Origin of the sequence: Klebsiella sp. FDAARGOS_511 (assembly GCF_003812845.1) — a bacterium.
Taxonomy (GTDB): Bacteria; Pseudomonadota; Gammaproteobacteria; order Enterobacterales; family Enterobacteriaceae; genus Klebsiella; species Klebsiella grimontii.
The window spans coordinates 2,254,439-2,268,411 of the sequence record NZ_CP033824.1 but is presented as its reverse complement, the minus strand read 5'-3'; the positions used below and the strand labels follow the sequence as shown (position 1 = coordinate 2,268,411).

At 39.9% G+C, this 13,973-nt stretch carries 9 protein-coding genes and 2 pseudogenes; 5 read left to right on the top strand and 6 right to left on the bottom strand.

Going from position 1 to position 13,973, the window contains the following annotated elements; translation table 11 throughout:
• Positions 1-47: 47 nt before the first annotated feature.
• The 5 genes from EGY08_RS11860 to EGY08_RS11840 all read right to left on the bottom strand — a co-directional run bounded on the left by EGY08_RS11860 (position 48) and on the right by EGY08_RS11840 (position 8,062).
• A complete protein-coding gene (locus EGY08_RS11860; RefSeq protein ID WP_123828522.1) occupies positions 48-995 on the bottom strand; it encodes an ankyrin repeat domain-containing protein in 948 nt (315 codons plus the stop codon).
• Between the two features lie 16 nt (positions 996-1,011).
• Positions 1,012-1,452: a hypothetical protein gene (locus tag EGY08_RS11855; RefSeq protein WP_123828521.1), complete on the bottom strand. Its 441-nt coding sequence runs from the start codon at positions 1,450-1,452 to the stop codon at positions 1,012-1,014.
• 595 nt (positions 1,453-2,047) lie between these two features.
• Positions 2,048-5,287, bottom strand: a complete 3,240-nt coding sequence (locus EGY08_RS11850; RefSeq protein WP_123828520.1) for a type I restriction endonuclease subunit R — start codon at positions 5,285-5,287, stop codon at positions 2,048-2,050.
• Positions 5,288-5,345: 58 nt separating this feature from the next.
• Positions 5,346-6,518 carry a restriction endonuclease subunit S gene (locus EGY08_RS11845; RefSeq protein WP_123828519.1) on the bottom strand — a complete coding sequence of 391 codons (1,173 nt, stop codon included), beginning with the start codon at positions 6,516-6,518 and terminating at the stop codon, positions 5,346-5,348.
• Complete coding sequence (locus EGY08_RS11840; protein ID WP_123828518.1) at positions 6,515-8,062, bottom strand: type I restriction-modification system subunit M; 1,548 nt, start codon at positions 8,060-8,062, stop codon at positions 6,515-6,517. The genes EGY08_RS11845 and EGY08_RS11840 overlap by 4 nt, the downstream gene beginning before the upstream one ends.
• 202 nt (positions 8,063-8,264) lie before the next feature.
• Between EGY08_RS11840 and EGY08_RS11835 the strand changes: the two are divergent.
• The 5 genes and pseudogenes from EGY08_RS11835 to EGY08_RS11815 all read left to right on the top strand — a co-directional run.
• A pseudogene (locus tag EGY08_RS11835) lies at positions 8,265-8,541 on the top strand (integrase core domain-containing protein); the annotation flags it as partial.
• Between the two features lie 743 nt (positions 8,542-9,284).
• Positions 9,285-9,650 carry a hypothetical protein gene (locus EGY08_RS11830; RefSeq protein ID WP_123828517.1) on the top strand — a complete coding sequence of 122 codons (366 nt, stop codon included), beginning with the start codon at positions 9,285-9,287 and terminating at the stop codon, positions 9,648-9,650.
• Positions 9,651-10,198: 548 nt separating this feature from the next.
• On the top strand, positions 10,199-11,101 hold the full coding sequence (locus EGY08_RS11825; RefSeq protein ID WP_123828516.1) for a sce7726 family protein: 903 nt from the start codon (positions 10,199-10,201) through the stop codon (positions 11,099-11,101).
• A 6-nt stretch (positions 11,102-11,107) separates the two neighbouring features.
• Complete coding sequence (locus EGY08_RS11820; RefSeq protein WP_123828515.1) at positions 11,108-12,040, top strand: sce7725 family protein; 933 nt, start codon at positions 11,108-11,110, stop codon at positions 12,038-12,040.
• 1 nt (position 12,041) lies between these two features.
• Positions 12,042-13,067: an RES domain-containing protein gene (locus tag EGY08_RS11815; protein ID WP_123828514.1), complete on the top strand. Its 1,026-nt coding sequence runs from the start codon at positions 12,042-12,044 to the stop codon at positions 13,065-13,067.
• 174 nt (positions 13,068-13,241) lie between these two features.
• On the opposite strand, the pseudogene EGY08_RS11810 reads toward EGY08_RS11815, so the two are convergent.
• Positions 13,242-13,973, bottom strand: a pseudogene (locus tag EGY08_RS11810) (hypothetical protein).

The following is a 13,973-nucleotide window of genomic DNA, read 5'->3' as shown; positions in this document are numbered from 1 at the left end:
TAAATGAAACCTTTCAGACTAAGAAAAGGGTTGTTTACTCCGAAGTTTTAGAGTCTTTTTCGCACAGGTGCATGGGGGATCTCTGGCTTCATTTCGTTTAACAGGTCTTTTTTCTCTCTTCCTGCGATATAAGATAAAATTTTATCGGAGTCGGAACGCTGTCTGAGTATATCGTCGTCCATTCTGATACCATTTCGAATAAACCATTTTACTCTCTCGATCCCCGTATAGCTGCCAATGTGTTTATTGTCCATATTGTAAAATTGAACATGGCCGATATCGGTGTAGGTTTTTAATTCGATAAAAAAAGCTTTCATTTCTCTCACGTAAAGTGAAAATGTACAGTGTTCAGCTACCGTGAAATGAATACCTTTTTCATGCAGCAACGCCATTAGGGGTAAGCACTTAATCGTTAAGTGTTTAAAAAGTGTAGGAGGAGTATCAATTTTATCAAGGTGACGAGCAAGAGCCATTACGATAAAATCATATTTGTAACTTTTATGGTCAGGCAAATCCAGAACCGTGTTGCCATTGTTATCCCTATGATTAAGATCACAACCTTTATTCACCAAATAATCAAAGCAGAGATTATCCAAGTTATTATAAAGAAGGGTCTGACCATTATTATCTTTATGGTGAATATCAACACCCGCATTAATGAGGGTTTCTGTGCTTGCTCTGTCATACCTATGGTGGGAAAGACAATTCTCCCCCTTGTCATTTGTATGGTGAATGTTAATGCCTGAATCAATTAAGAGGCTGAGTATTTCTGGGGAAGAATTGATAAATAGCGCATTATTTCCGTAATGATCTGTATGGTCTAAATCAATTCCTGCTTCAATCATGGCCTGAATCGCACTGGTGTGACAGTTCTTGAACAGTGCATTTTCACCCCAATGTATGAGAGAGTTAATATCAATGCCTGCGGCAATGCAATCCTGGACATCTTTTTTAGTCTGGCAGTAAAATAAATTGTATTCGTCATGGTTATTCATTGTGTCGTCCCCTCTTTTAGGCTGCAATTTTGTTGTAAGTGTTGTTGTTTGTTCTATACTCTTTTATTTCTACGATATCGTCATAGATCCGTGAGAATGAAAACCATGAGATCTCCTTAACCTCTCTCTTCTTGTTTTGATAAATAATATTGCACCCGCGAAACTGGAATGCCTTGTTGAAGGTGTCACGGTTTGCTTTTTTGAGAAAATTTACAAATGATTTAATTGTCTCTTTCTTGCTTACGTTGTAAGAGAGAAATGTATGAATTGAAAAGAGGGTTAAGATATTCCTCTCGGTAATCATATGTCTGGAGAAGTAACAAAAGTAAAAATCCTGCTCTTCACTTACTGGTTTTCCGAATACAGAAAATTGTGGGTTATATAATCTATAGAGATCTGCATTTTTTTTGGTTTTGGCAAGGTAGTTTGTCAGTGTTGGGTAATTGTATTTTTTCATTTTTATTCTCCTTTATTGTTTTGGTGAAATGAATATATATTATTAAATAAATATAAATCAAATTTATTTTTAATATTAAAAAATACGCAAGCGTTTTCTTTAATATATAACTGATTTAAGTGGGTGTTTTTTATGATGAATATACAAATTTAGCATAAAATGCTATTTTTATGTTATTTGAATTATATGTTTTTAAGGTAAAGGAAGGTTTAAATGGTTTTAATTAGCGAAATGAGAGGTAATTAAATAGCACTATCATAGTGCTCAGGCTTTATGTGAAGAAGTATACTAAATTAGTTACATTAGTTCCCCTTGACTACCTTACTGAGGTTAAAATCTGGGGGTAGGCATATTTATAATCTTTTCTTTGTAACTGCTGTGTTGTTAACTGGTTGAAGCGTCGTTCGTAAAACTTTTTGCTCTCTCTGTAATTTGTCCTGGAGGATTTCTTCATAAGAGTAGCGTTCTTTTAGTGATTAATAATAATGATAAAAATAGAAGCCACAGTGATAGTATATATATAAGATATGGCCTGCTATCCATTAGCTTCTCCTGTATAACTTAAAATAGTTTGTATGTTAAAAATTTAGAGGAATCATTTTCCTAATTCTCCAGCTAAAAGTTCAGCCTGCTTCAAAACAGTCTCTGTGGCGAGCAATGACATATCAGGCGGATAACCATATTTTTTGAGCAGCCGTTTTACAACCACACGAATTTTCGCTCTTGCCGCCTCTTTCACTGTCCAGTCCAGACTGACATTGTTGCGGATAGCTTCCGTCAGTACGACCGCCAATTCACGCAGCTTTTCCTTTTTCATTAACTCGCGTGCACTGTCGTTATCTGCAACCGCAGAATAGAAGGCATATTCGTAGGGGCTGAGGTTTAACTGGCTGGCAAGGCTGTCAGATTCCTGTATGGTTTTAGCAAGCTTGATCAGTTCATCGATCACTTCCGCAGCGGTCAGTACCTTGTTCTGGTAACCATTGATTGCAGAGGTCAGCATATCGATCAGTTTTTTACCCTGCGTAATACTCTGGTTCGAGCGAACCTTGATCTCATCAGAAAGCAGTTTTTTAAGCGTTTCCAGCGCAATATTTCTGTGCTGATAATCCTTCATTTCCTGAAGAAATTCATCAGATAGCACAGAGATATCCGGCTTCTGTATTCCCGCTGCGTCAAAGATATCGACGACTTTATCCGTGACCAGTGCCTGATCGATAGTCTGTTTTACCCGCACTTCGAGACTGTCATTATGTTCTTCTTCTGAGCCGTCCGGGTTTTCAGTAAATTTATTAAGGCGAGCCTTAACCGCCTGGAAGAATGCGACTTCGGGTGCCGCTTCCATTGCTTTATCATGTGGCGTTGCCAGTGCAAAAGCTTGGGACATGGCAGCAACAGCGGCAAGGAAGCGCATTTTCCCTTTGCCGTTATCCAAACCTAAAATGTGGTTTTCTGATTCAAGGATAATCGTCAGGCGCTGTGAAGTTGTTGCAGTAAAGTAGGCTTTGTAATCATAGCCATGCATCATACCTTCCAGGATTTCCAGTTTTTCCTGCATGAGGGTAACGGCTTCTTCCTGAACCTCAGCAGGATCACCACGTCCTCCGGCATCAGAGTAGAACGACAAGGCTTCTTTTAAATCAGAAGCAATGCCCAGATAGTCAACAACCAGACCGCCGATTTTATCCTTGTATACCCGGTTAACGCGGGCAATGGCCTGCATCAGGTTATGGCCCTTCATCGGTTTGTCTATATAGAGGGTATGCATACTTGGTGCATCAAAGCCGGTAAGCCACATATCACGCACTATCACCAGTTTAAGCTTGTCGTCGTCATCCTTCATACGGTTAGCCAGAACCTGACGTTCTTTTTTGGTGGTGTGGTGCTTGGCAATTTCTGGCCCGTCAGCAGCAGAAGAGGTCATGACGACTTTTATTATACCGTCATTTAAATCATCGCTGTGCCATTCAGGTTTTAAGGCTATGATTTCTTTATATAGTTCAGCAGCAATACGGCGGGACATGGTAACAATCATGCCCTTACCATGATCGGCATTGGATTTTAAGCGCTGCTCAAAGTGCAGAACCATATCCGCCGCAATCGCTTTAATACGTTTTGAACTGCCAATCAAACCTTCGATTCTGGCCCATTTAGAACGTTCTTTCTGCGTGAGCGTCAGTTCGTCCTCGTTAAACTCATCATCAAAGTCTTCAATAAGCTGACGACCTTCATCACTGATGGCAATTTTGGCAAGACGGCTTTCATAAAAGATACGAACTGTTGCACCATCTTCAACGGCCTGCGAGATATCGTAGATATCAACATAGTTACCAAAAACAGCAGGCGTGTTGACGTCCGTTTTTTCTATGGGGGTTCCGGTAAAGCCGAGATAGGTCGCATTAGGTAAGGCATCACGCATATATTTGGCAAAGCCATAAACAGTGCGCTTACCTGTAACGTTGCCTTCACTGTCTTTCACGTCAACTTCTTTGGCGCTGAAACCGTATTGTGAACGGTGGGCTTCATCAGCGATAACGACAATATTGGTTCTGTCTGACAACAACTCATAGATATTGCTGCCATCATCAGGCTGGAATTTTTGAATAGTGGTAAACACCACACCACCAGAGGCTACGCGCAAATATTCTTTGAGTTCTTCCCGGTTGTCGGCCTGTTTTGGTGTCTGACGAAGTAGCTGGGTCGCGGAAGAGAACGTACCGAATAGCTGATCATCTAAGTCGTTACGGTCAGTAATCACAACAACTGTCGGATTATCCAGCGCCAGCACAATTTTCCCGGTGTAAAACACCATCGAAAGCGATTTACCGGAACCCTGAGTATGCCAGACTACGCCCGCTTTGCGATCTCCGGTTTTTTGCGCATTAACAAGATCTTTACTGTTACGTCCCTGCTGGCGCAGTGCCACTTCGGCAGAGGGGGAGTCCGCATTCACCGCTGAGGCACGAATAGTGGAAAGAACTGCTGCATTGACCGCGTAGTACTGGTGATAAGCCGCCATTTTTTTAACAGTACGGATACTGATAATCCCTTTGCTGTCTTCATGTTTGCTGGCCTCAAACACGATAAAGTGGCGGATCATATCCAGCAGCGTTACAGGATTAAGCAACCCCTGTAATAAAACTTCAAGCTGTGGTTGGGTACTGGTGGCTTGCGTTTTACCGTTAGCAGTTTTCCACGTCATATAACGACTGAAATCGGCAGAAACCGTCCCCGCTTTGGCTTCCAGCCCGTCAGATATCACATTAAAAGCATTGTAGTTAAACAGACCGGGGATTTGGTTCTGATAGGTTTTAATCTGATTATAGGCACCTGTTACCGTAGCATTTTCGTCAGCGGCATTTTTAAGTTCGATAACGACTAATGGCAGGCCATTGATGAATAAAATAAGATCAGGTCGGCGGGTATGATTGCCTTCTTTGATGGTGAGCTGATTAATGACCAGAAATTCATTATTAGTGGGATCGTTAAAGTCGATCAGGCAGGCCAGCTCTCCTTGTGTATTACCATCCTTACTGACTTCGATATTGATCCCTTCGGTCAACAGGCGATGAAAGGCCAGATTGTTTGCCATTAGATCAGGTGTGCTGATCTGCATCATCTGTTTCAGGGCTTCCTCACACTTCTGTTCACTAAGGTGCGGATTCAGGCGTTGTAGAGCAATACGCACCTTATCTTCAAGGATAACCTGCTGATAGCTACGTAACGGATTAATGCCACTGGATTCAATATCCGGGCCGTAAACATACTCATAGCCCAGCCCTTGCAGGTGCTCAATCGCCATTACTTCAATATCGGATTCGGTCATCTTTACCATGAGTACTGTCCTTATTGCTGCTTAACCAGAGGGCGGGCTGCATACCCGCTTAATTATTTTAAGCTACTGACGCGATTGCTTCTTCTGCATCCTGAACCCTTACTTCACCACTCATCAGTTTGGGAAGAAGAGTGTCTCGAAGGTTTTCAATTATATTAATTTGTTTTGAATTTAATTTTAACTTATCAAATAAACTTGAAATGGATTGATGAAATATTTTCAACTCATTTTCTGAAGGGGAAAGAAATGTTATGTTAGAAAAATCCCCAGTGTTCAAGTTTAATGTTGCAGTACCGCCACTTGCCAGGTTATTTAATTCATCACCCATGCTTTTCATTAAAAGATACAAAAAATATTTATAATATTCCTTGTTAGGAATAATGGAGTTAATTTGTTGGTTTGTTTGCATGCTTACATCAGTTATACAGACTAAACCAACAGTAGCGATACAGCTAACACATATACTTCCTGGTGGAATTGTTTTTTTTGATTGGCTATGCTCCCCTGCAAATGAAAGATTATCAGTTGATTTGAATACAAAAACCTTGCCATGCATGTCAGGGATTTTTAGAAAAGGAACATCATTACCAAAATACAAAGAATTCTTTTTTGAAGGCGTTTTACCACAAATTATTCTTCCAAAAGAGGACAGTTTTTTTTCCGTCCAGTGTATATGCGCGTCCTCAATAAACCACTGTCTAAACAGGGTGTTAGCCATAGATTCCAGCGTTTTATTCTGGCGATGAAGCAGGTCTATTTTGTCATCAAGAGAGGACAGCACAGAGGCGATGGCCTTTTGTTCTTGGATAGAAGGCAATGATACAGTGTAACTGAAAATTGCATCTTTATCCCCTCTGGGCATTTTCGCCCCTTTGGATGTTAGAACAGTATACTCAATAAAAGACGGATCACACATGAGATAGTACAAAAATTTACTATCACAATTATCCTTAGCTCGAAAGACTAATACATCAGCGGAGGCAGTGCCATTAAATCTCGAAAACCAAACTTTCTTAAAATAAGTTCGGATGTTTGAAAACAAAATATCTTGAGGAATAAATGTATTTACGGTGTTTGATGTGGGTAGTTTTTCAGCATGCTCAACACCACCAAAATTAGGTAGCATATTTTCGGTTGAGATATAATTTTCAATAGATGCGTTTTTAATGTTTGTTTTAACAGTAATTAAATCGCAAATATCTTTAATACTGACCTCATGCAACCAATTCATAACACCACCTTCGCCAGATTATCAGCGATAGCCTGATTCAGACGTGCTTCTTCTTCGAGTTGTGCCTCAAACTCAGCTTTAAGAGCCGTGAACCGTTCTTTAAAGTCAAAATCGTCTTCTTCATCAGCGAGACCAACATAACGGCCAGGAGTCAGCACATAATCGAGTTTAGCCACTTCATCAATGTCTACGGACGCACAAAAACCAGCCACGTCTTCATAGTCGCCACCTTTGTTACGCCAGTTATGGTAAGTATCTGCAATGGTCTTGATATCGTCGTCTGAAAAAACTTTGCTACGGCGGTTGATCAAATGACCAAGATTACGGGCATCAATAAACAGAATTTCTTTACTGCGATCACGATACTGGTTGCTGTTTTCACGATCTCGGCGCATAAACCATAAGGCCGCTGGGATCTGGGTATTCAGGAACAGTTTTGCGGGTAAGTTAACGATACAATCAATCACATTGGCATCTTTAACCAGTGCTGCACGAATTTCACCTTCACCCGAACTTTTAGAGGTTAAAGCCCCTTTTGCCAGTACAACGCCAGCCTGACCTTTTGGCGACAGGTGATACAGGAAGTGTTGCATCCAGGCAAAGTTAGCATTGCCGGCAGGAGGGATACCATATTGCCAACGGGCATCACCACGAAGCTGCTCACCGGACCAGTCGGAAACGTTAAACGGTGGGTTAGCAATGATAAAATCAGATTTTAAATCTTTATGAGCGTCATTAAGGAATGAACCTTCACTGTTCCACCGGACGTGTTCTGAGTTAATACCACGAATAGCCAGGTTCATTTTTGCCAGACGCCAGGTTGTCTGGTTTGATTCCTGACCGTAAATCGAAATATCGTCAATATTGCCCTGATGAGCTTCAACAAATTTTTCAGACTGAACGAACATACCACCAGAACCACAGCAGGGATCAAAGACGCGTCCCTTATAGGGTTCCAGCATGTTTACCAGCAGGCTTACAATGGATTTTGGTGTATAGAACTGACCGCCTTGTTTGCCTTCTGCCAGTGCAAATTCACCAAGGAAGTATTCGAATACGTGGCCTAAAACGTCAGCAGAACGCGCTTTGGCATCGCCTAGTGCAATGTTGCCAATCAGATCAATCAGTTCGCCCAGCACTGTGGCGTCGAGGTTTTGTCGGGCATAGACTTTCGGCAACACACCTTTTAGCTGTGGGTTACCCGCTTCGATAAGTTCCATCGCATCATCTACCAGCTTACCGATTTCGGGTAGCTTGGCCTTAGATATTAGATAGTTCCAGCGTGCAAGCTCAGGGACAAAGAAAATGTTGTAAGCGGTGTACTCGTCTTTATCTTCCGGGTCAGCACCTGCGAACTCGCCTTCACCAGCCTTCAGCAACTCATAATGAGATTCAAAAGAATCAGAAATATACTTAAGGAAAATGAGGCCCAGCACGACATGCTTGTACTCGGCTGCATCAATGTTCTTACGTAGCTTGTCAGCCGCTTTCCACAGGATGACCTCTAACGGGTCTGTTTTGATTTCTTTAGGTTTTCTGGCCATTAGCGTAACCTTGTGAAGGGGGAAGATGGCCCTATTTTGCCTTAAAGTTCCGCTTGTTACGAGCTTATACAGCGATTAATTATTATCTGGTTTTAGTGTGTTTGTTTAGCTCAGCAAGTGCAATGACTCATGGAGTAAGTGCTTTGTAGCGGGATTGTAGATGTCAGGTCATTGCCGTCAATGGAGCCACTGTCATTGGCATAATTGCTGCATAGCCGATACCACGCGCACATTCGCCAGTTCACTGGGGTTCATCGTGTGTACTACACCAGTACGCATCCGGAAAGTAACGGCATGGCAGAATCGTTTGTAAAGACGTTCAAGCGGAATTACGTGTAAGTAAATGATCTGCCGGATGCAGTCTCAGTGATGGAAAAATGGCAGAATGGATAGAGAATTATAATAATCTGCATCCACGCAAGGGGTTGAACATGAAATCGCCACGCGAATATCTTGATGCCATATTAGCAGTTAATTAGCCGTGTCCGTTTTAGCAAGGGCAACTCCAGTATTCAAAAAATGCTTTCTTAGTGCATATGCATGGGGTGAATAGATGTACAGGCTATGACAAACCATATCTATAATTTTTAATGTTTAAAATTCTCCGTTACAGTAAGACATTCCTTATACATTAAATTCCATCTAAGGTTGAATTTTTAATTTAATAAGGTCGCAATCTAAAATGATGTGTGTGGGGTTATTTGTAAGATAATTTTTCTATTTTTGATAGTGGTAGTTAAGGAGGGGGGATATCTATTCAAAAATATAGATATTCAAGGTTGGTAGCGGTTTGGTTTCTTTTCTAACCGAAGGGCAGAAAAGCAAGGGGAACTTGAAGAAGCAAGCGCAGCGGCTTCGCTGAGTTAGCCCTTGCTTCAGTTATAATAAAGAAAAAGAATAATGCAGCGGTTGCTTTTACAAAAATACAGACAGCTTCGCTTGCATTGTTTTTAAAAGCTTCTCCTGTAGCGCAGGCGAAGCGCTGAAATGACTGTTTCGATTGTGTGCATCACGAGCAAAAAAACATTTATATATGATCTCTGAATCAGGGTGTCAAACCAAAGGAGGCTATCCCAAATAAGATTATATCTCAATTAAGATTTTGTATTTCATACCTATAAGAATGAAAAGATTTATAATTTTTTATTGTCATGATACTTGACATTTGAAATATATCCGCTAAATAATGTTTAGCAATAATGAAAATAAAAGGAGTGCCATAATGGGTAAATATGAAAAAGCATTCAATGAGGTTAATGTACTTATTAGCGAGATACTTGCTAAATTAAATATTACACTGGAGGAAACTGATTTATTTCCTACAGAGGATATATTTAGAATGGTTGTAAGAGAAATAGAAGTTGATGACTTGAAGTTAATATCCTCTATTTTTACGAATGATGAATATCATGAGGGTAAAGAGGATATGACACCCGCAGTGAACAAATTTATGCATTGGTGGGGAGATAATCTTGATTGTGATAATATAGATATACCTGCTTTAATTGCGAAAAAAGAAGAAAGCATACTGTCTTCAATCATGCCAATTTGTTCAGATAGGGATAAAGAAAACAAAAAAAGAATTTAATTTTTTTGCGTTAGGGCATCTGTTCTGAGTCAGCCATAAAATTATATATATTGATTTAATAAAGCCAGAATAAAGGCGGAGTTATTTTTTTTTCGATTTTTTTTGGGGGGGGGGTGTAACTCAAATTGGGTATTGCTTCAGTATTGAGGTGCTGTACCAGAGCTGTTAATTTTCCGTTAAAAATAACCATTGATTTTTATAACTCTTGATTCATATCTTTAATAAGCTTCAATTAAATTACTGGAAGTGTTTGATAAATCTTTTAATATAATCTCTTTGTAGAAGTCTACGCATAGACCCTATCTTTTTCAATCGGTTGTGCCATATCTCACAACTTCTGCTCTTAAATCTATCTATACTTAACAAAGCAGAAAGATTGCATTCCAGTAGCTGAAGAGATTTCTTTGCAGAGCACTGCTGGTTTGGTAACCTAAGGTGAAGATTTTTTCATAGCTTTCCTACACTGATAAACGACTTTTATGTGGGTTTTGCTGAGGATTTTGACAGTAACCAAACAAGATCCTGAACGATGGACTATGTGATTCACCATGATGAGAAGTAACGATCTTAACTCTTTTCAATTGACTGCTTTAAGTAGACTTTTTTCCGCTTCCGTCTTCAGCGAGATAGCGAAAAAAGGGCAGTCTCCTATGTTTGCTCGCTCTCTCCGAGAGACCGAGCTTTTCGACCATGCAGATACACTTGGGATTACCGTTGGTGAAGCCTTCAATGAGGCATTTGCCCTACTCAGACAAACAGGCTTGCGGAATGAGTATGTTTATCGTTCTGCACTCACACACAATCTTTTGCTTGGGAAACATTCATTAAGAACTGCCTGTATGCTTAATGAATTCAGAATCGGCTCTTGCAAAGCTGATCTCATCATTCTGAACGGAACTGGAACGGTTTACGAAATAAAATCCGAAAGGGATTCCTTAAGCCGTCTAAATAACCAAATAACAAACTACCGCAAAGCATTTGGGAAAATCTATGTGATAGCAGGTTCAGAACATATAGATGATGTGCTGAACACAACTGAATCTACCATTGGGGTATTGAGTTTAACCCGATGGAATCGAATTTCTACTGTAAGAGAAGCTGAAGAAGTCTTAGACTTTTTATGCCCTGTAACAATCTTTGAGTCATTAAGAATTAATGAAGCGAAAATTATAGCTTCCGAGTTAGGTATAAAAATCCCCGACTTGCCGAATACCCAAATGCATGGTTTCTTAAAAGAAGAATTTAGTGGTCTACCACCTGTTTCTGTATATAATTTAATGTTAAAAACTTTAAAGGAAAGCAGAAGTTTACTTTCTTTAAGAGAGTTGATTCTTAACTTACCAAAGTCTTTACAACCAGCGGCACTTTCTATTCAGCTTCGCTCTAAGGATCATGAGCGATTAATTAATACTATGCAGCTTCCTCTTAATGAGGCATTGTTATGGGAGTAACAAACTATGTATTATCCTTATTTTCGTGGGAAACAATTTGAACTGTTAGCTATTAGAGACACTGCTAATGTAATGGCTGAGGCAGGTTTTACTCCGATTATAGAGCCTGTGAGAGAGGCTCTCAATGGTCTTGAGCGAACACTGAAAACAATAAAAGAAAATGATGGTAAGGCTATTGTCATCATTAATCCGGCATGTGGTGATCATTCTTCTGATGGACAAAGTATAGCTCAATTATTAAAAAATGAATTTAGTAGTTATAAAAATATTTCTGTAGGAGTACTTCTTGATAAGAGTATGACTATTACTAAGGTTGATAATCTCCTTCATTCAGACCTCGTTCATGAAGTCACCTTTATCCATGCTGGGTTTGATGAGCCAAAAGCTTTACATGAAAGATTTGGGGATGGATACAAACATGTATTTATTTCAAACTATTGTTCTAAAGCTTATCGAAAACATTTTTCGGGTTCAGAAAGAATTTTAATTAAAGATGGCTTTGAAAAAAGACGAAATGCTGACCATCCCGATTCTGAGTTCTTTTCAGATCTTCATCTTAACTATGAAGAAGAGGGTATGAATGGTTTTGGTGATTTCTTAATTGTTGGTGATGAGTTTAGTGAGTCCGGTGGCCCTGCGTATGCTGTTGCTATTCATCTAACTTACATTAATACGAAGCATGAAGATGAAATGTACATCTATCATTTTGTTTCGACAACACGTGATACACCGACAGACCCGGCAGGTAAGTTCGCACAGTCCCTTGATAAATTAATGGCTGCTTTAAATTCAGGCAAATCCATGTTGCTTGAAACGTCGGCTATCAAAGAATTTAGACGATTACATAATCCGAGCCATTTCCCTGGGTTAGGCACAGTTAAAAAATTGTCTATGATTCATCATATAGAAACCATAGCCAATTTCATGGATGGTAAATAATATGATCAAGTACTGCTGTGCGAGCTGTTTTGGGGATAATGGTTTAAAGAAACATATCATACCTTCACTTTCTCCAGATTTTGGCGATTGTTCGTATTGTGGTACCAAAGGTATTGAGATTATTGAGCCTCATGCTTTATTTGAACACTTTAGTTCATTGATAAACATCTACGAAAATCATCCGGATGGTAAGAGTCTAGTTGCACATTTGAAAGAGGATTGGAAGCTATTCTCACATCCTCTTTTAGATGAGGCACATGCCAAAGAGTTATTAGGTGATATACTTGATGATGGGAATATTGTTAGAAAAACCTTCGTACTTTCTGATGATTATAAGAGTGAATCTCTCGCATTATGGGATCATCTTTGTGAGGAACTCATGTATGAAAATAGATATTTTCTCAATAAATCACTTGATACAGATAGGCTTGGCGAGTTATTAAGTTTCCTTGCTTTGGATGATGTTTCTAAAACTTGGTATCGAGCCCGTATTTATGCAGATGATGCTGCTTTTACGATAGACCAAATGGGGGCTCCCCCCAAGAGATTAGTTAGTCATGGGAGAGCAAATCCTACAGGTATACCGTATTTATATCTTGGATCTAAACCAGATACAGCTTTGTCTGAAATTCGACCTCATACAGGTGACAGAGCTTGTGTCGCAGAGTTTACTCTAAGAGATAACATGACTCTAATAGACCTTAGAAACCCTCGTGAAACCGTTTCACCGTTTTTATTAACTGATCCAGGTGAAATGGGTAAAATGCTTGCAGATATACCTTTTCTTGAACGACTTGGTTATGAACTAACAAGACCTGTATTACCTAAAAGTGCAGCCCTTGATTATATTCCAAGTCAATATATATGCGAATTTATTAAGAAAACTGGCTTTCATGGAGTACTTTATAGTAGTTCTGTAAGTGAAGGAATCAATCTTGCTCTTTTTGAACCGTTAAATGCGACTGGAGGAAATGTAAGTATTTATGATATAGATAAAGTCGAAGTTAGTGTAAGTAAACAAGATTAATATACTCTTTGTTCGATTATCACCAATCGGGACTGATGGTATCAATGATGGTATCATGCCCAGCATGATAAGTTTTACTCTCTTAAGATCATAAGGATAGTTTCGATGTTCGAGTCCGGCCTTCGCACCAAATCCCCCAATCAGTCCCCTAAAATACTTTTTTGTATCTGCATTTCATCGTTTGAAAACCTCCTGTTGAGGCGTCTGTTCTTCTGGCTCCGATGCGGCTAGCACAGCATGCTCCCCACTTTCCACCCGCGCTTCATCCTCACACCACCTTTCAAACAGCCTGGCGAATCTGGCGCTTTGCTAGGTTTCTCCAACCTGGCTCAAGATAAAGCCAGTGACCACAATAGCGGAAATAAAGTAAAACAGTGAAAATGCGATAGCTGAATTTACGCCCCCGCTGGCCAGTAACGATTGTATTGTTGTCCACCAGGCGCAGGCAAAAATGACGATTGAAAATAGCCAGAAAACCCCGCTAACGATGTGAAAATTTTTTATTTTTTTAGCATCTACAGAAAAATGATTTTCTTCACAACGATATAAGGATGGGTTTTTAAGGAAACTCATCAATCGTACATCATATGAGCCGATATTTTTATCAGCGATAAACGCGATCAGCTGATGGGCGTGCCAGACAGGAAGCGTTATCCCGATCTGCTCATACAAAAATTTCATTTGTACCGTCTGATGCGTCCTCGAGAGTTTAGTGTCGGGTATCTCAGCGATTTTATTCAGCACCTCTATTTTTGTTTCAATAGGTACCTTTTCGAAGCGGATTTTTCGCTTTGCTGGCGGGCTGGACATCATTTTTCCCGCCCAGTCGATGATCTTTTTAGCCACATATAAAACCGCGGGTAGCAAAACTAGCTTTGCAATATCTATTTCGTTTACAGGATTCAT